Consider the following 22,021-nt stretch of genomic DNA (forward strand, 5'->3'; position numbering starts at 1 on the left):
GTCGTATTTATGTAAAATGTATTCATGTGATTTAATCATTAATACTTTTTACTTTATACATTAATACAATATATATGAACAAGAAAATTCAAATACTATCTATATTATTTCTGGGGATTTCGTCTGTGGCGTTTTCTCAGATCAAAGAAGAAAAGCTGATTCTTAATAAGAAAAGAGAACCGGAAGTAAAGAAAATCGAGAAGAAGAAAACTTCTGTCGTAACAGAGAAAAATTATCCACCTGAAGAGAAGTCGGCAAATCCTGTAAAATATACGATCACTGATGTTCCCGCGGTTTCAGATTTTAAAACTTCTACGATTCAGGGTGAAGATGTAACTCCAAAGTTTGACGGAACGGCTCAAAATAACTATTTCCAGCTAGGAATGGGGAATTACGGAAAAATTTTAGCCGATGCTAATATTTCTACAACGCTTGAAAATAAGCTGGAAGTCGGTGCAGATGTTCATGTTTTATCTACAAACGGACTGAAAAAAGTCTATCCTTGGGATTCTAAGCAAAGTTCGGCAACTTTAGGAGCTTTCTTAAATTCTTACGGGGAAAAAGGGAAAATCAATGTGAATGCTGAATATGGTTTAAATAACTATAATTATTATGGGATTTATGCGGTCAATCCTTCAGCTGATGTAGATTTACAACAAAAAGTCAATCAGTTTAAGGTAAATGGTTATTATGATTTTTATTCTAATGAAATTTTAAATGATGTAAGAGTAAAATCTTCATTTTTGAGTGACCATTTTGATGCAAAAGAAAATCAGGCTTCCATTTTAGCTAATCTTTCAAAACATGCTGTAAAGCTTTCAGACAATGGGATTGTAATGAATGCTGATCTAGGATTAGGTTTGGAAACAGTAAAAACAGATTTTGCGTTATTAAACAAAAATTCTTCAACGTTTTTCAATGCAGATATTGCTCCGAAAGTAACCTTTGCAAAAGGTGAATCTTATCTAATGTTAGGTTCTTCATTTAACTTTTTAAATGCAAGAAATTCTAATTTGATTTTAGCGGAAGAATTAAAAAATAACAAAACGTATTGGTTTCCACAGGCTGAATTTCAGGTGGCTGCTTCTAAAGAATTCAAATTCTATGGTGGAGTAGATGGTGGTTTAAAACTAAATACGTACGCTGAATTATTACAGGAAAATCCATTTTTGGTTTCAGACCAAATGTTGAGACCTACAGAAACGCAATATCATTTTTATGCAGGTTTGAGAGGTGATATCGACGAAACTTTTAAATATGATGTTTCAGCAGGATTCGGAAAAATGAAAAATATTATGTTCTTCGGAGCCAATAATCTTTTCACTAATGAGTTTACTTTAGACAGACCTGGTTACGATTTTGCCAATACTTTCTCTACAATCTATGACGATGGAAATGTAAGTGATATTAAAGGTAGTTTACAGTATTTCCCATTAGAAAACCTGGTTGTAGATGTAGATGCAAGATTTTTAAAGTATGATTTAAAGAACTACGAAAATATTTACAACGTTCCTTTAGTTACAGGAAGCATCGGTGCAAAATATACAATGTTTGAGAAAAAATTGTCTTTAGGTTTTAAAGGAATTTTCGCAACAGACAGAACAACGAACTCGTATATGCTTGAAGGAGTGGGAACTCCGTCGTTGATTTTCCAGTCAACTGAAGATACCAATGATAAAGTTGGTGGTTATGCAGATTTAAACTTATCTGCGGAGTACAAAATTCACAAAAATTTCAGTATTTTCGCACTCGGAAACAATCTTCTAAGCTCAAAATACCAAACGTACAAAGGCTATAAAGTTCTTGGTGCGCAGGTTGTAGGAGGGGTGAAAATCACGTTCTAAATATAGATAATGAGTAATTGGTAATGGGCAATATTTGCATTACTTATTATTAATTACTCATTACTTATAAAACCGGCTTCGTAGTTCAACTGGATAGAATGGCGGATTTCGGCTCCGTTGGTTGGGGGTTCGAATCCCTCCGAAGTCACAAAAAAAACGGAAAAGCATTTTTTAGCTTTTCCGTTTTTTATTTATAAATCTGCTGTTTAGCATTCTTCCTTTTAGATTGTATTCAAAAATTCACTTAGATCTTCTTCTTTTGCCAATCCTATTTTTGATTTTACTTTAGCTTTATAAACTCTTATACTTCCTACAGCAAATTTTTCAATAAGAGCAATTTCTTTTCCGGATAAATTTAGCTTAAAATACACGCATAGTTTTAATTCTTGATGGGTAAGAATCGGAAATCTTTCAGAAAGTTTATCCATGAATAACTTATTTTCCAGTGAACTTTCGTTAATAAGCTCATTGTCTTTTTTGTCAAGCTGTATTAAATTGTTTATTTTAAATTGAAGATCTCTTAAAATCTCTTCTGGTTCAACATTTTTGGTCTTCTTTATTTTTTTTAAATTTTCAAGAAATGCTTTTTGAGTTTCTGTTTTCAAATTAAGATTGAGGTGAAGATTTTTTACCTTTTCTTTTTGAAGTTGAAGATCTTTCTCAAGAATTTCTTTTGAGGTTTCAAATATTATTTTCTCTTTTTCTACAAGCTCTTCTTTTTTCTTTTTTCGCATTCTTAAAACGATTATAAACGCAATAAAAACAGCTATTACAAAGGCTAAGAAAAAAACAAGAAGTATATTTTTTTTCTTTTCATCCTCTTTGTCTTTATTGATTTCTTTAATGATGTAGCTGTCGATAGTATCTACTGTTTTGCTTAATTCTATTTGAGATAGACGGTCTTGTTCCTCATTCAATTCCGCCAATTTCATTGAAATACCTTTAAAATCTTTGAAATTATCATTTCTTAAATAATAATCTTTGATCAGTTTAGTCAATAAAATTTTATCATCTACTTTTTTCAGTTTGGGTTCAATAATTTTGAGAGATTCAACAATTTCAGCTTCATCAGTTCTTTTCCCTGTGATATCGTAAATCTTCAAAATATCTCTGGCTGCGAAAAGCGCCATTCTGTTATTCCCGTTTTTAAAAGAGAATTTCCATTTTTCTAAAAATAATTTCTCAGAAATGTCATATTTTTTCAAATCTAAATAATATTGAGCTAAACTTCCCTTCATAAAGTGAATAAATACTTTTTGCTCATTATTTATTTTCTTTTGCTCTGTTAATAACCGTATCCCTTCATTTGTTTCTTTAATGGCCAGATTTAATTTTCCCATTTTTGCATAACACATTCCGAAGTTATTATGCATTGATGCAACATAAAGCAACTCTTTCTTTTTATCATAAGTATTGAGTGCTTTCTTAAAAAATATAAATGCATTTTGATAATCTCCTTTGTTATAGAGAAGCCTTCCTTTAAAATGGTATAAATGAGGTAAATAATATTTGTTTCCTATCTTTTCATTTGCTGCTATGGCGTCATTAATATGACTCATAGACCATTCGGGAGAGCTAATTTCAAACTGAGTTGCCAGATTATAGTTGCAGGCAATGGAAACGTATTTATATTTTCCGTTATTAAGTCTTAAAAGATCATATACAAGCGGAATTTGTTCGTTTCTTTTTTCTGCGTGATAAAGTATATTTACAAATTTACTGCTTATTAGATAAAGCTTTTTGTTGCTTTCATTATATTTCTGTAATTCTTCGTTATAGAAATTTTTAATAATAATATCACGATCTTCTTTTTGCTTATAAAGAGTTTTGTCTATTTTCTTATGTAATTCATCAAAATATTCATCTCCTTTCGATGAATTACAGGAAATAAATAAAAAGCTAAAGAATAAAGAATAGAGTAAATATTTAATCATTTATGGTAAATGTCTTTATAATGGCAATATCAGTATATTTTTTTTATTTATCAAATTATAAAAAATATTAAAAAAATATTTTTTAAGAAATTAATGCTTTGTAAAATGTAAATTATTTATTTTCAAGTATTTATTTGTTTAAAATTAACATTTTTTTTTAACATTTCAATTTTTATTAATATTAATTAATCATTCTTTTCTTATTAATTAAATCTGCTCGATGTAAATTCGTTTCTATACAGTTTGAAAAAAATAAAGATTTATTTAAAAAAAAGTTAAAAACAGCAATTTAATAATATTTATGAATCATTTCATTGTAAGGAACAATGATTTATGAAAATGATAATTTGAAAATGAAGTTAGATTATAAAAGAATCCATATTGGAAATTTAATTCAAGAAGAGGTTAAAACAAGTAAAATTGAAAATGGTCGAATCTATAACTTTATGAACTGTGATGAAAAAGAAATCGAAGAAATGTATAAATCGACCGATCTTCCCACTAATATATTGTTAAAATGGTGTAAACTTCTTGAATATGATTTTTTTAGAATTTATTCGCAACATCTGATTTTGTTTTCTGCGCAAAAATCGGGTTCTAAGTCGAATAAAGAAAATAAAAGTTCTCTTCCTAATTTTAGAAAAAACCTTTATACCAAGGAACTTATCAGCTTTGTTCTTGAACTTATACGAACTGGAAAAAAGACCAGAGCTCAGATTATAGAAGAATATAGAATTCCTAAAAATACACTATTGAAGTGGATTGAAAAATATTAAAAAATTTGCTTATCAGAGCCAAAAATTACAATAAACATAACACCGAAAAGTATATCAGGATCACCTATAGCTAAGTATATCAAAATATTTATATAAAGAAAAAAGAAACTAATGATTAAGCCAGATTATCAAAAGATTTATATGGATCTTTTAAAAATGAAGTTTCCTGAAAAGGAAAAAGAATGTTTACCATTGTTACAGAAAAAGAATTTTTCACAATTGGATGTTATTAAACTTGAAAGAATATTATTTAATGAGCAATCACTTAATAATGGAATTCATCGTTCTTATGATAAATCAACAATTTTTAAAATTCTCGATTACCAAAAAAAGAACAATCTGAACAATAGTGAACTTGCAAAACATTATGGACTCAGCAGAAACACAGTTGCCAAATGGAAAAAATATTTTCTAGTTTAGTTTTTTTCTAAGAAACTTTAACTATTCTTTTTTAGGGTCAAGTAACATCTGTTGCTTGGCTTTTTTATGTTAAAAGTATATCTATTAATTAAAATATTCAATAAAAGTTTTCATTAAATGTAATAATTTGGAAATTTTGACAAGCTTTAATGATTGATCTGTAAAATATGTAATTTGCTTATTTTTAGATAATTGCATTTTTTTTTAATTTGTATAATTCCGGAATTTTACCAGATATGTATTTTTTCTTTTCAAAAAACTGATTTAAGTTTGTTTCAATAAATATTTAGAGCTGATCAGCGAAAATCCCATGTCAGGGATTGTATGACAAAAAATAATCAGTAATTTTAAAATAATTAAACAGATGAAAAATTTTAAAAAACTATCGAGAAAAGATTTGAAAAATGTAGTTGGTGGGCAAGCCTGTACATTATCAATTCAAGGATCAAATGGAGAATGGGTAACGAGATCAGGAACATGCGCAAAAAAAATGGAATTAGTTACGATTGGAGAAGTAACATTGCCAACTTTTACAAGTTATTGCGAGACTGGATTAGGGCAAGTGCCTGTGACATCAAATGGAGGGAAATCTCGTTGTTAGTAAAATATTAATTTAAAAAAATAAGGAGGTTTTTTTAAACCTCCTTTTAGCAATATGAAATATTATTTTTTTTATTTTCTATTTTTTATAGTATTGTCATGCTCAGAGACAAAGCACACATCTATTATAGGCGATATTAGTAATTTGCCTGATGGAAAAATGTATTTGTATAAAGACACTCCAGATAATAAAATAGATAGCACAGATGTAAAGAATGGTAAATTTGAGTTTAATTATAATTGGACAAATAATGAACCTGTTTATTTAGGGCTTGATCATCTTGATAAAAATAAAATTGTTAGAGCTTTTAATTTTCCTACTCATTCTAAATATAGAGGTTCAGGTTGGAATTCACCGAGTTTTTTTTCAGATTCAATTATTTTTATAAAAGGGAAAATTACAGATTTCAAAATTAATGACATTAAACTTCCTGCTAAATTTAAATTTGTTACAAGTCCGACAATAATTGCAGGAAATCAAACTAAAGCCTTATATGATATAGATGAAGACTTATTTGAAAAAATTGATAATAAAACAGTTGAAATTATAAATGAAAAATTAAAAAAATATCCGTATTCATATCATTTACTTTATAAAATTACTGAAAATAAGAATAGCTTCTCACCACAGCAAATTGATGAATTTTTAAAATCTTTTAAAGGTGAGATTACCAAAAGTGATACCTACCAAAAATTGGCTACTTATAATAAAAAAAGATTTAATGAAAAAAGTCTCTCTTTACCATTACTTGAAGATAGCAATGGTGTAAGAAAAGATATTTTAAATAAAAATTACAAAAAACACTTAGTAATCTTTTGGGCTAGTTGGTGTGGTCCTTGCAGACAAGAAATACCATTATTAAAAAAAGTTTATTCTGAAAGCAATAAAGAAATAGAATTTGTTTCAGTATCAATAGATAAGGATAAAAAATCTTGGCAGGAAGCATTGAATATTGAAAAAATGGATTGGAAACAACTAATTGTGAATGAGAAAAATAAAACAGATTTTGAATCTATACAAATTCATTTTAAACTTAATCAATCGATTCCTTATACAGTTTTAGTAGATAATAATATGAATATTTTGGCTTTTTCAATAGGATTGTCAGATGAAATTGAATTGAGAAAGATGATTAAAAAATAAGCTAATTATACAAAATTAAATGTATTTGTATTTTTTACAATAGGATTTATTACATGAAAAAAACATGTGTAAATCTAAGCACTGTGAATATGTTTTTTTGTCATAAAAACTAAAATTTATTATTTTTTCTTGAATAGAATGTGTGAAGAAAATATTTTTTATTATCTTGATCCCCGTTAAACATTACCAAATCACTCAATGAACTTCGACAAATTAATAGACCATTTTAAACTAGACAAGCAAGAATTTTATTTTCAGTTTAATTCCCATCCCAATTATCCTTCCGCTTTAGCTTTTAGCGACACCCTTAATTTTTTAGGCTTAAAAAATGATGCCTATGAACTGGATAAAGAGTATTGGGACGAATTACCTGATGAATTTATGGCCTTGGTCAACAATTCTTTTTCTTTAGTAAAAAAGAAGGAAAATGATTTTACTATCTATTCCGATAAAGTAAAAAATCTAAATAAAGAAGAGCTTTACAAAAATTCGGATGATTTTGTACTTCTTTTTGAGAAAACAGAGAATGTAAAGTCAACATCATTTTTTAATTTCAAACCGTTTATTTATGCAATTTTCGGGATAATTCTTCTCTATTCATTCCTGCAGTTCACTTGGTACGAAGGTATTTTCAATCTATTGTCGTTACTGGGAGTTTATATTTCTTTGGAGCTTTTTAATCAGAAATTCGGGCAAGAATCTGTTGTTGTAAGCAATATTTGTGGCGGAGCGCCGAATAGTAATTCTAAAAGCTCATGTGCAACCATTTTTTCTGCTGATAAAACAAATATTTTAGGCTTAAAGCTTTCCGATTTTAGCTTAATCTATTTCTTGGGAATGACTTTTATCGGTCTTTTATTTCCGGGCGCTCAGTTTGTTTTAAAAATTATTTCACTGATTTCAGTTGTCGTGATTTTATATTCACTTTATGTTCAGACTTTTGTAGAAAAATCACTTTGCAGAGTGTGTCTCTTTATTATTTTTATTTTGTTGGCGCAGATTGCAGTGAGTTCTTTCTATTTCGACTTGGCAGTTTCTTTACCTATTGTTTTTATCGGTGCAGTTGCATTTATATCTTTGTTTTTTACGATTGCTTTTGTCAATAATCTGATGAACCAAAAAGAAGAACTTAAAAAGTCGAATGCAAAAAACCTTAGATTCAAGAGAAATTATGATTTGTTCAAAAGAGAGCTTTTAGACAAAGAAAAAATTGAATTTTCAGATAAAAACACTTTCTTTTTGGGAAACAAGGACGCAAAACTTCATATCTCGGTAGTTTCAAATCCTTATTGCGGATTTTGTAAAGATGCGCATAAAATTCTTGAGGATTTATTAGCAAAATATCCGGATGATATCTCTGCACAGATAAGATTTAATTATTTAGGTGAAAGTGCTGGCGAAAAATATACCCAGCTTATTTCCGACTTTTTGAGTATTTACAAAAACAAATCACAAAAAGATTTTTTAAATACGATCGATACTTGGTTTAAAAATAAAGATGAGGGCGAAATTAAAATAAAATCCGGAACACAAGATCCGGAAGATCTTACAAATATTATTCAGATGACTTCTGAAAATAGTTCTGCCGGACTTAATTTTACTCCTGTTTTCATTATTAATGGTTATCAGTTTCCGGATAAATATGACCGCGACGATATTCATTATTTCATTGGGGAATTGATTGAAGATGAAGATTTTTAAGTTTAAAATAAAATTGATTAATTTTATACGAATTAAAAAGCGGATTCCGAAAAGCTTAAAAAGAGTAGGAAATTACCAAATTCAATCTTTATGAAAAACCTTAAAAAAATCAACCGACAGGCAATGAAAACCATTCAGGGAGGTATTGTCTGCACAGGCGGACAACTTTGCCTGATCAACGGAAAATGGAAATGTATGCCATACGACGGATGTGGCGGCGGAAACCAACCTTAATGAACCATCAAATCAACCAAACTATCTATTATGAAAAATTTAAAAAAAGTCTCAAGAAGTCAGATGAAAGACATTAACGGAGGAGCTTCAACTTGTTCTCAGGCATGTTGCCCTCCTCCAGGAATAAAAAGATGTCCCAACATTTATTGTTTTGCACCATGTCCCGTAGAATCTTAAAAATAATTATATGAAAAATTTAAAAAAAATTTCAAGAAACCAGATGAAAAATATTACCGGAAGCGGTGGAATAATCGTAAAACAATGCGTAAACATCTGTTGTCCGCCTCCTGGACAAATTAAATGTCCAAAATTGATTTGCCCGGCAGTAGTATGCCCACAATATGTATAGAGAATTTTATAAATAATAATACTCATTTTAAAGAAAGAGGCTGTGCATTTAGCCTCTTTTTTGATATATTTTTATTGAAGTTTTTGTTTTAAAATTTTGATTTTTGTAATTCTTCTTCTTAAGTCGATTACATTTTTAGGAATAACCACGGATTATAGACTTTGCAATTAATTAAGATGAGATGAAAAAAATCAATTTATTATTCAAATCACCTCCTAAAAAAGTTTCTCAAGATTTAATTTAACTAAAGTACTCAACTATTTTTTGTTGTACATAAATGTAATTGTGAAAATGTTCACTGTTATATTAATGAATTGATGGTAAATGAAAATATTCTTCTCATATAAATACTAATTTTAACTTTTTTTAACTTAAGCAGTTCTAAAGATTGAAATATTTCTTTTATATTTGAAATAAGTAAAGCGGTATCCGAAAAGCTAATAGAGTAGGAAAAAAATAAAATTACAATAATGAAAAAATTAAAAAAAATTTCGAGAGAAAGTATGAAATCAATTTTTGCTGGAGAAAGAGGTCTTTCCAATTCTGGTACTAATGCTTGTGAATCACCTATTAATCATAACATGTACGGCGTCTATATGGGTGAACAGTGTACTTGCGTAAGAACGGGAGGTAACTGGATCTGCGGACAATGTTATCATGGAGGTAATTATGCTATAATTGCATCTATCTCAAACAACTGTGATCAATTTGGCGGTTTTTCTGGAGAAGGAGGCCTCTAATTGAATAAAAAAGTTTTTAAAAGAATGGTCCGTATTAAATTCATTTGAATACGGACTTTTTTAATTTATTATTTTGAAAAAAAAATTCCCAAATTACATCCAGCCCGATTCTAAAGATTGCGGCCCTACTTGTCTCAGAATTGTCAGCAAACATTACGGAAAAAGTATTTCCCTGCAACAAATTCGTAACCTTTCAGAAACCACCCGTGAAGGAAGCAGCTTGCTTGGTTTAAGCGATGCTGCCGAAGATTTAGGCTTCCGTTCTTTGGGAGTTCAGGTTGATTTTAATACATTGGATGAAGAAGTTCCTTTCCCATGCATCGTTCATTGGAACAAAAATCATTTTGTGGTTGTCTATAAAATCGATAAAAATAATTTGGTGTATATCTCAGATCCGAGTTACGGACTGATTACCTATTCCAGAGAAGAATTTATCAAGCGATGGATTGGCGAAAACGCTAACGAAAATACAGAAGAAGGAATTGCTTTGATTCTGGAAACTACCCCAGCATTTTTCCAAACCGAATTTGATGAACAAGAAAGTAGAGCCAGTTTCTCTTTTCTGTCTAAATACTTACTAAAATATAAATCGTTAATTGTTCAGTTAGCGGTAGGATTATTAGCGGGAAGTTTATTGTCGCTTATTTTACCTTTCCTTACTCAGAGTATTGTAGATGTCGGAATTCAGAATCAGGATCTGAATTTTATCTATCTTGTTCTTCTCGCTCAAGTGATGCTTTTCCTGGGCAGAATGGGAATTGAAGTTATCCGAAGCTGGATTTTGCTTCACCTTTCAACAAGAATCAATATTTCAATCATCTCCGATTTCTTTATTAAATTGATGAAACTTCCAATTAGTTTCTTTGATACAAGAATGACCGGAGATATTATGCAGAGAATTAATGATCATCACAGAATCGAACAGCTTCTGACCAATTCTTCTCTGAATACACTGTTTTCATTAGTCAACCTCATTATTTTCAGTATCGTATTGCTGTTTTATGATTATCGTCTGTTTATTGTTTACATCGTTGGAGCGGCTTTATACATTGGGTGGATTACGTTTTTCCTAAACAAAAGAAAAGAGCTTGATTATAAAAGGTTTTCACAGGTTTCGCAGGAACAGAGTAAAGTTATTGAGCTTATCAACGGAATGCAGGAGATAAAAATGCATAACGCCGAAAAACAAAAACGATGGGACTGGGAATTTTTACAGGTAAAACTTTTTAAACTTAAAATAAAATCGCTCTCATTAGAGCAATGGCAATCGGTTGGAGGAAATTTCATCAACCAAATGAAAGATATTCTGGTAAGTTTTCTTTCTGCTAAATTGGTTTTGGAAGGAAATCTTACTTTAGGGATGATGCTTTCTGTGCAATATATTATTGGACAATTGAATAGTCCTTTATTACAATTAATCGATTTTGTAAAACAAACTCAGGATGCTAAAATTTCTTTGGAAAGACTACGCGAAATTCATGATAAAGAAGACGAGGAAAGTAAAGATGATCAGTATACAACGGAAATTCCTGATAAAGACATAGAAATCAATAATATGTCTTTCAGATATATTGGTTCAGATGCATTTGTTTTTGAAAATTTAAATTTAAATATTCCTCACCAAAAAACAACGGCAATCGTTGGAGCCAGTGGAAGCGGTAAAACGACATTGCTGAAATTATTAATGAAGTTTTATGAACCTAACGAAGGTGAAATCAGAATTGGAAATACCCAAATGAAAAATATTTCACCAAGATTCTGGAGAGATCAGTGCGGTGTGGTAATGCAGGAAGGCTATGTTTTCAATGATACCATTGCCAATAATATTGCAGTCGGAGAAGATTATGTAGATAAATCTAAATTGAGAAAAGCTGTAGAAATTGCCAATATCAAAGAATTTATTGAAGATTTACCGTTAAGTTATAACACAAAAATAGGAAATGAGGGAGTTGGTGTAAGTGGCGGACAAAAACAAAGACTTTTCATTGCAAGAGCTGTTTACAAATCTCCGGAGTATATTTTCTTTGATGAAGCAACCTCAGCTTTAGACGCAAATAATGAAAAAGTAATTATGGAAAATCTGGAGCAGTTTTTCAAAGGCAAAACAGCGATTGTCATTGCTCACAGATTATCAACCGTAAAACATGCCGATAAAATTGTTGTATTAGATAAGGGCAAAGTTGTAGAAGAAGGAAATCATGCGGAACTGGTAGCTTTAAAAGGAGAATATTACAGACTCGTTAAAAATCAACTGGAATTGGGTAATTAAATTTTAAAATAATTCATCTATATCGGAATTATTTTTTATATTTAAATCTCATTAAAAGCGTTATCCGAAAAGCTATAAGAGAGTAGGAAAAACCAAAAAAAATAATTTTTATGAAAAATTTGAAAAAAATCTCAAGAAAAGAATTGAAAGACATTAAAGGAGGAGGTCTTTCTGATGATTGTTTTGCTCACTTTGTTCCTGGTGACCAAATTCCAGAAGATGGAGGTTATGCTTGTCCTTGTAGACTAGTGTGGTGTCCAGAAAGAGGATCATGCATTCATCAAAATATGTACGACCCGCAAGAATGTCAGACTGGTCTTTAATGAGATGAAAATTTATTAAAAGCGTTACCCGAAAAGCTATAAAAGAGTAGGGAAATCAAAATCAAACTAATTTATTATGAAAAATTTAAAAAAGCTAAAAAGAGATGAATTAAAAAATGTAGTTGGAAGCGGTCATGGAGATTGGCAACTATATTGTGATCCGAATTATAGTGGGAGTGGTTCCCCGAAAGGAACATGTAATTCTGGGTATATAATGTGTCTCGATTGTTGCTACAGAATAGAGCAAAATTTTTGTGATTAATTTTATAAATTGATTATTTTCAGAAAAAAGTTAGACTAAATAATATCACAATAATTTATCAATATGAAAAATTTAAAAAAACTTTCAAAAAAGAATTTGAAAGAGATCCATGGCGGAGGTTATGGGGAAAATGATTGGGGTGCTTGTCGTATTAATGGAGTATGGGTGCCTACAAAGTGTTTAGATCGTTGTCCGAATGGTACAGATCCAATATGTTTAGCTCCGGAAGTATAATTAAAAAACAAATTTATTATGAAAAATTTGAAAAAATTAAATAGAAGCGAGTTAAAAAATCTTAAAGGTGGTGGACCAACTAGGGCTTATTGTTATCAACACATGACTCAATTTGTAGAAGCTCTTCCTGATGATTTTTGTTATCATGAAGAAAATGCAGGTCATATTGCTTGCGAGTGTAAAAGACTTTATGGTCTTTAATTTGAAAATAAAAGTTAAATCCTCATTTTTGAGGGTTTAACTTTAAATATACAAACGTGAAAAAAGACATTTTAGACAATATAGAACTACGCTCAGAAAGCGTTCAGGATATTCTCACACAACCACCACATTGGATGTTCCGATGGGGAAATACGATTATATTTATTATTCTGTTGCTCATTCTTGCAATGAGTTATATCATCAAATATCCGGAATTTGTTCCGGCTCCTATTGTGGTGACTTCGCAAAATCCGCCTGAAAAAATTGAAGCAAGAAGCAGCTCAAAAATTGAAAAAATATTTATCAAAGATCACCAAAAAGTAAAAAAAGGTGATGTAATGATGGTTCTGCAGTCTACAGCAAATTATCAGGATGTTTTAAAACTTAAAAAACTCGTAGATTCTATTGCTTCAGATCAGTTGCTTTCTTTTCCGATTAAAGAGGCTTCTCATTTCAAATTGGGCGAACTTCAGGGTGATTACAATAGTTTTGCAAAAGCTTTTCAGGATGAGAGTTTATTTACTCGTTTACAACCCTATGCTCCGGAAAATATTGCCACTAACCTTAGTATATCAGAATCGAGAAGCAGAATTGCTACTTTAAAACAACAAAAAAATCTGGAAGTTGCAAAAGCTGAACTTTCCCGTAAAAGCTATCAACGATCACAGGAATTATTTAATCAGGGCGTGATTGCTGCGGTAGAATTAGAAAATGAAAAAATAAAATATCTTCAGGCTCAACAAAACTTAGAAAACTTAAATATTTCTCTTTCTCAATTACAGGAAAGTATTTCTAATTTCAATAAAACAAAAAGCGGAACAGCGATTAATACAGAAAAAGATAAAATCACGTATTCATCTCAAACCCTTCAATTATTCGAGCAATTGCGAAAATCTTTGAAACAATGGGAACAGAACTATCTTATTATTTCTTCGACTGATGGAATGGCAAGTTTTCAGCAATTTTATGGTGAAAATCAGTTTGTAAAAGCAGGTGATCCTATATTATCTATTTTACCGGATCATACAGAGCAAATAGTTGGAAGAATGTCGGTTCCTACAGCCAATTCTGGGAAGATTATTCCGGGTGAAAAAGTGTTGATTAAATTAGACAATTACCGTTTTCAGGAATATGGAATCATCGAAGGAAAAGTTCAAAATATTTCATTAATTCCGGATGATAAAGGAAATTATTACGTGGATGTTGTTCTTCCTAAAGGCTTAAAAACTTCCTATAATAAAACATTGAAATTCGACAAAGAATTGAGAGGAAATGCCGAAATCGTAACACAGGATTTAAGATTAATTGAAAGGTTTTTCTACCAGATTAGAAAACTGTTGGGCTATCAGTCTTAAAAATATAACATCATTATTTTGAATTTACTTTTTAACTGACTTTTAAACTACTGAACTTCAATAAAAGTTCAGTTTATACAAACTATTTTTCTATTTTTGCTAAGTGAAACTTTTAAGATTTATATTGACAATTTATTTCATTGCACTGCTGATTATGCCGTGCAGTGATGTCAAAGCTGAATCTGGAAAAGATAATCATACCCAAATTTCACTCAATACTGAGGATTCTCATTCTCATAATATAGATGATGGCTGTTCTCCTTTCTGCTTTTGCAGCTGTTGCCAAATTACGGTAACTGCATTTAAAATGGAACCTTTTTTAGAAGTTCCTAGTCAGGTAAAAGCCTATTTTTCAAAAAAAATTCTTTTTCATAGAAACAACATTGCCTATCAGGTTTACGACCATATTTGGCAACCTCCCAAAATTTAATTTTTAACGATCAGATGAAAGAATTCTTTCATCAAAACCTTTAGGAAAACTTTGCAATATCATTGCATGGTATTCTTAGTCATTTTTGCATTTCAGGAATGTATCAATTATTTGATGCAGGAAAGAGATTAGGTCAATAAAAATTAAATAAAATTCTATGTTAGATAAAATCATAAAATTTAGCATCAAAAACAAGATTGTCGTTGGAATAATGACTTTGTTGTTGATAATTTGGGGTGTTTGGAGCACAACTAGATTACCGATTGATGCTGTACCCGATATTACCAATAATCAGGTGCAAATTATCACGGTTTGTCCTACACTTGCAGGTCAGGAAGTAGAGCAGCTGGTTACTTTTCCCATTGAGCAAAGCATTGCAAACATTCCGGATATCGAAGAAACAAGAAGTATTTCCAGATTTGGATTATCGGTTATAACCGTTGTTTTCAAAGAAGATGTTGATGTATATTTTGCGCGTCAGCTTATCAGTGAAAAACTAAAAGAAGCTGCAGAAGAAATTCCAAAAGGCATCGGAACTCCTGAATTGGCTCCTGTAAGTACCGGTTTAGGTGAGGTTTATCAATATATTCTGCATCCTAAAAAGGGAAGTGAAAACAAATATTCTTCTCAAGAACTGCGAACAATGCAGGACTGGATTGTAAGAAGACAGCTTAATGGCACACCGGGAATTGCAGAAGTCAATAGTTTTGGCGGTGAGTTGAAGCAATATGAAGTCGCTATTGACCCTAACCGACTGAAAGCGATGGGTGTAAGTGTGACTGATATTTTCACATCATTAGAAAAAAACAATCAGAATACAGGAGGAGCTTATATCGATAAAAAACCGAATGCCTATTTCATCCGTGGAATTGGGGTTGTCGCTTCTCTTGAAGATATAAAAAACATTGCTGTAAAGAACAACACAGGCAGTGTTCCGATTTTTATAAAAGATGTTGCCGATGTAAGATTAGGAAGCGCAGTACGTTATGGAGCAATGACGTTTGACGGAAAAGTTGACGCAGTAGGAGGGATTGTAATGATGCTTAAAGGAGCCAACAGTAATGAAGTGGTAAATCTGGTAAAAGAAAAAATCCCGACGATTCAAAAATCTTTACCCAAAGATGTCGTTATCGAACCATTTTTAGACAGAACAGATTTGGTGGGAAGAGCTATCAATACGGTCGAAAAGAACCTAATTGAAGGTGCATTGATTGTCATTTTTGTTCTTGTGCTATTTCTTGGGAATTTCAGAGCCGGATTAATCGTTGCTTCAGCAATTCCATTGGCATTGCTTTTTGCGCTTGGAATGATGAATGTCTTTGGCGTAAGTGCAAACCTGATGAGTCTTGGAGCAATCGATTTTGGACTGATTGTAGACGGTGCAGTCATCATTGTAGAAGCTACACTTCATCATTTAGGGCTCAGAAAATCGACTCAAAAACTGACGCAGGCAGAAATGGATGAAGAAGTTTTTCTTTCCGCTTCAAAAATAAGAAATAGTGCAGCATTTGGTGAAATTATTATTCTCATCGTTTACATTCCTATCTTAACTTTGGTTGGAGTAGAAGGTAAAATGTTTACACCGATGGCAAAAACAGTAGGTTTTGCAATTTTAGGAGCCTTGATTTTATCATTGACTTATATTCCGATGATGAGTGCCTTATTTTTATCTAAAAAACCTTCCACAAAAGAAAATTTTTCAGATAAAATGATGCGCAGGTTGCAGAATATTTACCAGCCTTTATTACAGAAAGCACTTCGTTTAAAATATGTTTTAGTTTCGGCTACTGTTGCATTATTTGCAGTCAGTATTTTTATATTCAGCAGAATGGGAGGTGAGTTTATCCCACAATTGCAGGAAGGAGATTTTGCATTTCACTGTATTTTGCCACAGGGAAGTTCGCTTACCCAAAGTGTGGAAACATCGATGCAGGCATCAAGAATTATTAAACAGTTTGATGAAGTAAAAATGGTTGTAGGAAAAACAGGTTCTGCCGAAGTTCCTACCGACCCGATGCCGCCGGAAGCAACGGATATGATTATTGTTTTAAAACCACAAAAAGAATGGAAAACAAAAAAATCTTACGATGAATTAGCAGACGAAATCTCTGAAAAACTGGAAAACATTCCCGGTGTTTTCTTTGAGAAAAATCAACCGATACAGATGCGTTTCAATGAATTAATGACCGGAATTCGTCAGGATGTTGCGGTGAAAATTTTTGGTGAAAACCTGGATTCTCTTGCGATTTATGCGAATAAGGTCAATAATGTAATTCAATCGGTGGATGGTGTAACTCAACCTCAGATTGAACGCGTTAGCGGACTACCACAAATCAATGTAGAATACGACAGAACAAGAATGGCGAACTACGGATTGAATATTGAAGATGTCAATAACACGCTAAGTACCGCTTTTGCAGGTAAAAGCGCAGGTTTGGTTTTTGAAAATGAGAGACGTTTTGATTTGGTTGTTCGTTTAGACAGCCTTCACAGAACCAATATTGATGATGTGAATAATCTGATGATTTCCACCAATTCGGGAAATCAGATTCCGCTTTCTCAGGTCGCTAATATCAGTTACAAACTCGGTCCGGCACAGATAAGTCGTGAAGAAGGAAAACGTAGAATCGTAATCGGTTTTAATGTGAAAAACCGAGATGTGGAAAGTGTGGTGAAAGATATTCAGGCAAAACTGGATGATAAAGTAAAGCTTCCTTCTGGTTATTACTTCACTTATGGCGGGCAATTCGAGAATTTACAGGCTGCAAGTAAACGATTGATGATTGCTGTTCCGGTTTCTCTTTTATTAATTTTTATGCTGCTTTATTTTACATTTAAATCTTTAAAGCAAGCCGTCTTGATTTTTACAGCCATTCCGATGAGTGCAATTGGGGGTATTTTCGCATTGATTATTCGGGATATGCCATTCAGCATCAGTGCAGGAATTGGTTTTATCGCATTGTTTGGAGTTGCAGTTTTAAACGGAATTGTTTTGATTGGAACTTTCAATCAATTAGAAAAAGATGGAGAAACTGATATTCTGAAACGTGTTTTTGAAGGAACTAAAACTAGGCTTCGTCCGGTTTTGATGACTGCAGCGGTTGCTTCTTTAGGATTTCTTCCGATGGCGATTTCCACCGGAGCTGGTGCAGAAGTTCAGAAACCTTTGGCAACCGTTGTGATTGGCGGATTGATAACGGCAACTTTCCTTACATTATTCGTTTTACCAATGCTTTACATTATTTTCAGCACAAAATTCAATATTAAGAATGTCAAAATGAAACCTTTAACGACAGTGATTATTTTAGGTTTTTTATTATTTGGACAAACATTGACGGCTCAAACAACAAAGACTCTGTCGGTAGAAGAGGCGACAGAAATGGCGCTGAATAATAACTATTCAATAAAATCTAAAAACTTGGACGTTAAAGTTTCTGAAAGCCTGAAACCAACGGCAAATGAACTTCCCAAATTGAGTTTCAATGCACAATTGGGACAATACAACAGTCCGAAATTTGACCAGTCGTTTTCTATTTCACAAAGTATTCCGTTTCCTACTTTATTTAAAGCGAGAAAAGAATTGATTGCGCAGGAAATAAAAGGAAAACAAATTAACAAAGAAATTACGGTTAATGAGCTTGCAAAACAGGTGAGAACATATTTTTATCAAATTGAATATCTGCATTATAATCAAAACAAACTGTTGAAACTGGATAGCCTTTATCAGGATTTTATCAGGATTGCAACGGTAAGATTTAATGCAGGTGACATCAAAAAAATAGAAATAAGCACTGCAGAAACGCAGAAAGGGGAAATCAATTTATTATTAAATCAGAATAAAATTTATCTTAATAATGCCTACAAAAACCTGAAAACCCTTCTGAATACGGATGATGATATTCAGATTACTTTCAATAAAAATTATGAACCTTTGAAAGCAGAATATGTTCTGGACAGCACTGCTATTGCCAATCATCCAACGGTAAAAGCTTTTTATCAGGAAATGGAAATTGCCGATAAGAATAAAAATGTTGAAAAGTCACAAGGTTTGCCGGAGTTTACTTTAGGCTATACCAATCAGTCGATTATAGGTTTTCATACGTTGAATGGTCAGGAAAAATATTATGATGCAGGAAACCGTTTCAGTGTTGCAAGCATCGGAATTGCGATTCCGTTGACTTTTGGAGCAACCAAAGCACGAATTCAGTCTTTAGAATATCAAAAACAAATGGCAGAATCGAATGCGAAACAACAGCAAAAACAATTGACCGCTCAGTTGGAAAATGCATTAAACCAATATCAGCAAGACATTCAGCAATATCAATATTACGTTGACCAGGCTTTACCAAATGCTGAAAAAATAGTTAAGGCAGGGCAACTCGGTTATAAAACGGGAGAAATCTCTTACGTTGAATATTTATTTGCTTTGCAGACTGCAACCAATATTCAGCTGAAATATCTGGAGTCTATACAACAGGTCAATCAGTCTGTAATCATCATTAATTCTTTAATCAACAAATAAAATGAAACGAAATATCATCTATATCACCCTTACTTTTATTTTTCTCGTAAGCTGCGGAAAAAAAGAAACAACTGTAGAACCTGAAGGTGAAATTAAGACAGAACAAACCGAAGAACACGGCGAAGAAGCCCCTCAAACGATTGCGAGTCTTACCGAAGAGCAAATAAAAAGCGTGGGTGTTACTTTAGGAAAAATTGAATTAAAAGAACTGACTTCCACGATTAAAGCAAATGGTACATTACGGGTTCCAAACAATAATAAAGCGACTATCACTTCAATGTATGGCGGAATTATAAAGACTTTGAATGTTCAGATTGGGGATTTTGTAAAAAAAGGTCAGGTCATCGCATCGATAAGCAATCCTGAATATATTCAATTACAAGAGCAATATCTTACGGTGAAAAGCAGAATTGCGTTTGCTGAACAGGAATACAGAAGACAAAAAGAACTGTTTGATAATGATGCCGGTGCAAAGAAAAATCTGCAAAGTTCTGATGCCGAACTGAAAACTTTAAGAACTCAAAAATCATCTTTACAAAGACAGCTTCAGATTATGGGAATCAATCCTGCCAATGTGAATAATGGTAATTTACGTTCAGGTTTGGTCATTACATCGCCAATTAGCGGAACGGTAAGTAATATTTCTGCGCAGATAGGAAGTTACGTTGATATCTCATCACCGGTTGCTGATGTGATTGATAATGGTTCTCTGCATCTCGATTTACAGGTTTTTGAAAAAGATTTACCAAAAATGAAAGTCGGGCAAATTGTTCATTTTAAACTGACCAACAACCCGGAAACCGAGTACGATGCAAAAATATTCAGCATTGGTTCATCTTTTGAAAACGAAAGCAAAACCATTTCTGTACATTGTTCTGTCACAGGAAATAAAGCCGGATTAATCGATGGAATGAACATCACAGGAATTGTAAGTCTTGATAAAAGTACGACACCAGCAGTTCCTAATGAAGCGATTGTAGAAGCAGACAGCAAATATTATATTTTTATTAAAACAAATAAAAAACCTGAAGAACACGCTGAAGAAAAAAGTGAACATGCACACGAAGAGAAAGCAAACCAAAAAGAATCTAAAACAGTCAATTTTGAAAAAATAGAAGTTGTAAAAGGTTCTTCCGATATGGGGTATACAGCAATTACTACTGTTACCGAAATTCCTGCAGATGCATCTGTAGTTACAAAAGGTGCCTTTTTCGTGAATGCCAAATTATCAAATTCAGGCGATCACGAACATTGATTTCTGTTCAAAAATTTAATTTAAATAAAAACACCGTCTGCAAATTTCACAGACGGTGTTTTTTAATTATGATTCTTGAAGCTATATTTCATTCATCAATTCCTGAAACTTTTCAGCAAACAATCCAATATGAAAACCATCCATCAATCCGTGATGCGCATGAATAGAGACAGACATTAATTTTTTACCATTATTTTCGGTTACTTTACCAAAAGATATTTTGGGGCAACTGTCCGGAAATGTAAAACTTCTTGCATGAGAAAGTGAAGTAAAATCAAACCACGGAACAGCAGAAAAATGGATAACATTTTCTCCCGAACCTGCAGGAATCAAGCCTGTAGATTGCTGTACTCTTACAATTTCTTCTTTTGCATTTTGGTTAAATAATTCTTCGTTTTTATCATAATCCATATAAGAGAAACCAAAGGTTTCATCGGGTCTGTTGATGGTTGCAGAAGCATTGATCTGATCAAACAGATATACCTCTTTATCAATAATTCTATAACGGAAGTTTTCTATTGCATTGGCAGCTTTTAAAGATCTGTACAGATAATAAAGGAAAAAAGAGTTTCCTTTTGCCTTTGCTTGTTGATAGGCTAAAGTACAGTCGATCGTAATGTTTACTCCAAAAAAAGGTTCTTCAAATTTTGAAAAAAATAGAAAATGGTCTTTTCTTTTCCATTCCTCTTGCTTAATAAGCTGTTTCATATTTTATTAAATTTTATATTAAAAATTGATGAGAATCACTAATTTTATTTCTCAGCAGTATTGTGTATTTTTCTGCCGCAAATTTCAACCTATATAAAAAATCCCGAAAGGACATTTGTCCCAAATAAGAATATGTTACGCACAAACCAGACATTTTTAGATTTTATTACAAAACTTTACGAGAAACAGGAGAGAAAAGAAGACGTGATTTTGAAACAGTTTGCAAAAGGAGAAAGACTTTTGATGCAGAACGACAAATCATCCAAAGTCATGTTGATGAAAGATGGGATTGTAAAATGCTATTTCAGTGAAGAAAACGATAAAGAATTTATTCTTGAATTTTTAGGAAAAGGTGAAATTCTTGGCGAGATAGAATGCATTAGAAACATTCCCTGTTTATGCAATATCGAAGCGATGACCGATGCTTCGGTGTATGCGTTGTCGGTTCCTTACTTTCGCGAGTTGTTAAAAAATAATTTAGAACTCAATGCTCTGCTCGTCGATGCTTTTGCAGAACGCATTGTGAATACTTCAAAACGGGCGTCTTTCCAACAATTATACACAGTTGAGCACAGTTTACGGAAACTTTTAGAACTTCAGTCAAAACAGGATATTCAGCTTTCTAAAGAAGATTTAGCAGCGTATTTAGGCATTTCTGTGAGAAGTTTAAATCGAAGTTTGAAAAATTTAGCTGATTGATGCAAAGTTTTTTACTTTCAA

22 protein-coding genes, 1 tRNA gene and 1 pseudogene are annotated in these 22,021 nt (G+C 32.0%); 22 read left to right on the plus strand and 2 right to left on the minus strand.

Annotated elements, in window-relative coordinates; translation table 11 throughout:
- The first annotated feature begins 74 nt into the window (after window positions 1-74).
- Both OEW74_RS10565 and OEW74_RS10570 read left to right on the plus strand, forming a co-directional pair.
- Entirely contained in the window at window positions 75-1,844 is a 1,770-nt protein-coding gene (locus tag OEW74_RS10565) for a TonB-dependent receptor (protein WP_265428449.1), read from the plus strand.
- Window positions 1,845-1,918: 74 nt separating this feature from the next.
- A tRNA-Arg gene (locus OEW74_RS10570) sits at window positions 1,919-1,992 on the plus strand.
- Window positions 1,993-2,065: 73 nt separating this feature from the next.
- Here OEW74_RS10570 and OEW74_RS10575 read toward each other — a convergent pair.
- Window positions 2,066-3,778, minus strand: a complete 1,713-nt coding sequence (locus OEW74_RS10575; RefSeq protein ID WP_265428450.1) for a tetratricopeptide repeat protein — start codon at window positions 3,776-3,778, stop codon at window positions 2,066-2,068.
- A gap of 353 nt (window positions 3,779-4,131) precedes the next feature.
- On the opposite strand from OEW74_RS10575, the gene OEW74_RS10580 reads away from it, so the two are divergent.
- From OEW74_RS10580 to OEW74_RS10655, 19 genes and pseudogenes are all read left to right on the plus strand, one after another.
- Window positions 4,132-4,554, plus strand: coding sequence for a transposase (locus OEW74_RS10580; RefSeq protein ID WP_265428451.1), 423 nt, complete (start codon window positions 4,132-4,134; stop codon window positions 4,552-4,554).
- Window positions 4,555-4,665: 111 nt separating this feature from the next.
- Window positions 4,666-4,974 (plus strand): helix-turn-helix domain-containing protein, encoded by a 309-nt coding sequence (locus OEW74_RS10585; RefSeq protein ID WP_265428452.1) that lies wholly within the window; start codon window positions 4,666-4,668, stop codon window positions 4,972-4,974.
- Between the two features lie 364 nt (window positions 4,975-5,338).
- The gene (locus OEW74_RS10590) at window positions 5,339-5,575 is read left to right on the plus strand and encodes a bacteriocin-like protein (protein ID WP_265428453.1); all 237 of its coding nucleotides are present in this window, start codon (window positions 5,339-5,341) and stop codon (window positions 5,573-5,575) included.
- A 54-nt stretch (window positions 5,576-5,629) separates the two neighbouring features.
- Entirely contained in the window at window positions 5,630-6,718 is a 1,089-nt protein-coding gene (locus OEW74_RS10595) for an AhpC/TSA family protein (protein ID WP_265428454.1), read from the plus strand.
- A gap of 198 nt (window positions 6,719-6,916) precedes the next feature.
- Window positions 6,917-8,419, plus strand: a complete 1,503-nt coding sequence (locus OEW74_RS10600) for a vitamin K epoxide reductase family protein (protein WP_265428455.1) — start codon at window positions 6,917-6,919, stop codon at window positions 8,417-8,419.
- Window positions 8,420-8,509: 90 nt separating this feature from the next.
- Window positions 8,510-8,653: a bacteriocin-like protein gene (locus tag OEW74_RS10605; RefSeq protein WP_265428456.1), complete on the plus strand. Its 144-nt coding sequence runs from the start codon at window positions 8,510-8,512 to the stop codon at window positions 8,651-8,653.
- 30 nt (window positions 8,654-8,683) lie between these two features.
- On the plus strand, window positions 8,684-8,830 hold the full coding sequence (locus tag OEW74_RS19705) for a bacteriocin-like protein (RefSeq protein ID WP_204535963.1): 147 nt from the start codon (window positions 8,684-8,686) through the stop codon (window positions 8,828-8,830).
- Window positions 8,831-8,840: 10 nt separating this feature from the next.
- Entirely contained in the window at window positions 8,841-9,002 is a 162-nt protein-coding gene (locus OEW74_RS10610) for a bacteriocin-like protein (protein ID WP_164463126.1), read from the plus strand.
- 470 nt (window positions 9,003-9,472) lie between these two features.
- A pseudogene (locus OEW74_RS19710) lies at window positions 9,473-9,520 on the plus strand (bacteriocin-like protein); the annotation flags it as partial.
- A gap of 63 nt (window positions 9,521-9,583) precedes the next feature.
- Window positions 9,584-9,742 (plus strand): hypothetical protein, encoded by a 159-nt coding sequence (locus OEW74_RS10615; RefSeq protein ID WP_265428457.1) that lies wholly within the window; start codon window positions 9,584-9,586, stop codon window positions 9,740-9,742.
- Window positions 9,743-9,815: 73 nt separating this feature from the next.
- Window positions 9,816-12,011: a peptidase domain-containing ABC transporter gene (locus OEW74_RS10620; protein ID WP_265428458.1), complete on the plus strand. Its 2,196-nt coding sequence runs from the start codon at window positions 9,816-9,818 to the stop codon at window positions 12,009-12,011.
- A 110-nt stretch (window positions 12,012-12,121) separates the two neighbouring features.
- Entirely contained in the window at window positions 12,122-12,334 is a 213-nt protein-coding gene (locus OEW74_RS10625) for a bacteriocin-like protein (RefSeq protein WP_265428459.1), read from the plus strand.
- Between the two features lie 76 nt (window positions 12,335-12,410).
- Entirely contained in the window at window positions 12,411-12,596 is a 186-nt protein-coding gene (locus OEW74_RS19715) for a bacteriocin-like protein (protein WP_332595984.1), read from the plus strand.
- Window positions 12,597-12,659: 63 nt separating this feature from the next.
- Complete coding sequence (locus OEW74_RS10630; protein WP_185681227.1) at window positions 12,660-12,830, plus strand: bacteriocin-like protein; 171 nt, start codon at window positions 12,660-12,662, stop codon at window positions 12,828-12,830.
- Window positions 12,831-12,848: 18 nt separating this feature from the next.
- Entirely contained in the window at window positions 12,849-13,031 is a 183-nt protein-coding gene (locus tag OEW74_RS10635) for a bacteriocin-like protein (protein WP_265428461.1), read from the plus strand.
- Window positions 13,032-13,087: 56 nt separating this feature from the next.
- The gene (locus OEW74_RS10640; RefSeq protein WP_265428462.1) at window positions 13,088-14,386 is read left to right on the plus strand and encodes an HlyD family secretion protein; all 1,299 of its coding nucleotides are present in this window, start codon (window positions 13,088-13,090) and stop codon (window positions 14,384-14,386) included.
- A 103-nt stretch (window positions 14,387-14,489) separates the two neighbouring features.
- Window positions 14,490-14,816: a DUF6660 family protein gene (locus OEW74_RS10645; protein WP_322645545.1), complete on the plus strand. Its 327-nt coding sequence runs from the start codon at window positions 14,490-14,492 to the stop codon at window positions 14,814-14,816.
- Between the two features lie 157 nt (window positions 14,817-14,973).
- Complete coding sequence (locus OEW74_RS10650) at window positions 14,974-19,338, plus strand: CusA/CzcA family heavy metal efflux RND transporter (protein WP_265428464.1); 4,365 nt, start codon at window positions 14,974-14,976, stop codon at window positions 19,336-19,338.
- 1 nt (window position 19,339) lies between these two features.
- Window positions 19,340-20,593 (plus strand): efflux RND transporter periplasmic adaptor subunit, encoded by a 1,254-nt coding sequence (locus OEW74_RS10655; RefSeq protein ID WP_265428466.1) that lies wholly within the window; start codon window positions 19,340-19,342, stop codon window positions 20,591-20,593.
- Between the two features lie 81 nt (window positions 20,594-20,674).
- On the opposite strand, the gene OEW74_RS10660 is transcribed toward OEW74_RS10655, so the two are convergent.
- The gene (locus OEW74_RS10660) at window positions 20,675-21,301 is read right to left on the minus strand and encodes a chloramphenicol acetyltransferase (protein ID WP_265428467.1); all 627 of its coding nucleotides are present in this window, start codon (window positions 21,299-21,301) and stop codon (window positions 20,675-20,677) included.
- A 132-nt stretch (window positions 21,302-21,433) separates the two neighbouring features.
- Between OEW74_RS10660 and OEW74_RS10665 the strand changes: the two genes are divergently transcribed.
- Entirely contained in the window at window positions 21,434-22,000 is a 567-nt protein-coding gene (locus OEW74_RS10665; RefSeq protein ID WP_265428468.1) for a Crp/Fnr family transcriptional regulator, read from the plus strand.
- Window positions 22,001-22,021: the final 21 nt, after the last annotated feature.

This window comes from Chryseobacterium sp. YIM B08800, assembly GCF_026163565.1.
GTDB lineage: Bacteria > Bacteroidota > Bacteroidia > Flavobacteriales > Weeksellaceae > Chryseobacterium.

Bases quoted from the DNA above. Each gene is read 5' to 3' on its own strand.
- OEW74_RS10565 (WP_265428449.1), top strand. From the start codon at position 75: ATGAACAAGAAAATTCAAATACTATCTATATTATTTCTGGGGATTTCG.
- OEW74_RS10575 (WP_265428450.1), bottom strand. From the start codon at position 3,778: ATGATTAAATATTTACTCTATTCTTTATTCTTTAGCTTTTTATTTATT.
- OEW74_RS10580 (WP_265428451.1), top strand. From the start codon at position 4,132: ATGAAGTTAGATTATAAAAGAATCCATATTGGAAATTTAATTCAAGAA.
- OEW74_RS10585 (WP_265428452.1), top strand. From the start codon at position 4,666: ATGATTAAGCCAGATTATCAAAAGATTTATATGGATCTTTTAAAAATG.
- OEW74_RS10590 (WP_265428453.1), top strand. From the start codon at position 5,339: ATGAAAAATTTTAAAAAACTATCGAGAAAAGATTTGAAAAATGTAGTT.
- OEW74_RS10595 (WP_265428454.1), top strand. From the start codon at position 5,630: ATGAAATATTATTTTTTTTATTTTCTATTTTTTATAGTATTGTCATGC.
- OEW74_RS10600 (WP_265428455.1), top strand. From the start codon at position 6,917: ATGAACTTCGACAAATTAATAGACCATTTTAAACTAGACAAGCAAGAA.
- OEW74_RS10605 (WP_265428456.1), top strand. From the start codon at position 8,510: ATGAAAAACCTTAAAAAAATCAACCGACAGGCAATGAAAACCATTCAG.
- OEW74_RS19705 (WP_204535963.1), top strand. From the start codon at position 8,684: ATGAAAAATTTAAAAAAAGTCTCAAGAAGTCAGATGAAAGACATTAAC.
- OEW74_RS10610 (WP_164463126.1), top strand. From the start codon at position 8,841: ATGAAAAATTTAAAAAAAATTTCAAGAAACCAGATGAAAAATATTACC.
- OEW74_RS10615 (WP_265428457.1), top strand. From the start codon at position 9,584: ATGTACGGCGTCTATATGGGTGAACAGTGTACTTGCGTAAGAACGGGA.
- OEW74_RS10625 (WP_265428459.1), top strand. From the start codon at position 12,122: ATGAAAAATTTGAAAAAAATCTCAAGAAAAGAATTGAAAGACATTAAA.
- OEW74_RS19715 (WP_332595984.1), top strand. From the start codon at position 12,411: ATGAAAAATTTAAAAAAGCTAAAAAGAGATGAATTAAAAAATGTAGTT.
- OEW74_RS10630 (WP_185681227.1), top strand. From the start codon at position 12,660: ATGAAAAATTTAAAAAAACTTTCAAAAAAGAATTTGAAAGAGATCCAT.
- OEW74_RS10635 (WP_265428461.1), top strand. From the start codon at position 12,849: ATGAAAAATTTGAAAAAATTAAATAGAAGCGAGTTAAAAAATCTTAAA.
- OEW74_RS10650 (WP_265428464.1), top strand. From the start codon at position 14,974: ATGTTAGATAAAATCATAAAATTTAGCATCAAAAACAAGATTGTCGTT.
- OEW74_RS10655 (WP_265428466.1), top strand. From the start codon at position 19,340: ATGAAACGAAATATCATCTATATCACCCTTACTTTTATTTTTCTCGTA.
- OEW74_RS10660 (WP_265428467.1), bottom strand. From the start codon at position 21,301: ATGAAACAGCTTATTAAGCAAGAGGAATGGAAAAGAAAAGACCATTTT.
- OEW74_RS10665 (WP_265428468.1), top strand. From the start codon at position 21,434: ATGTTACGCACAAACCAGACATTTTTAGATTTTATTACAAAACTTTAC.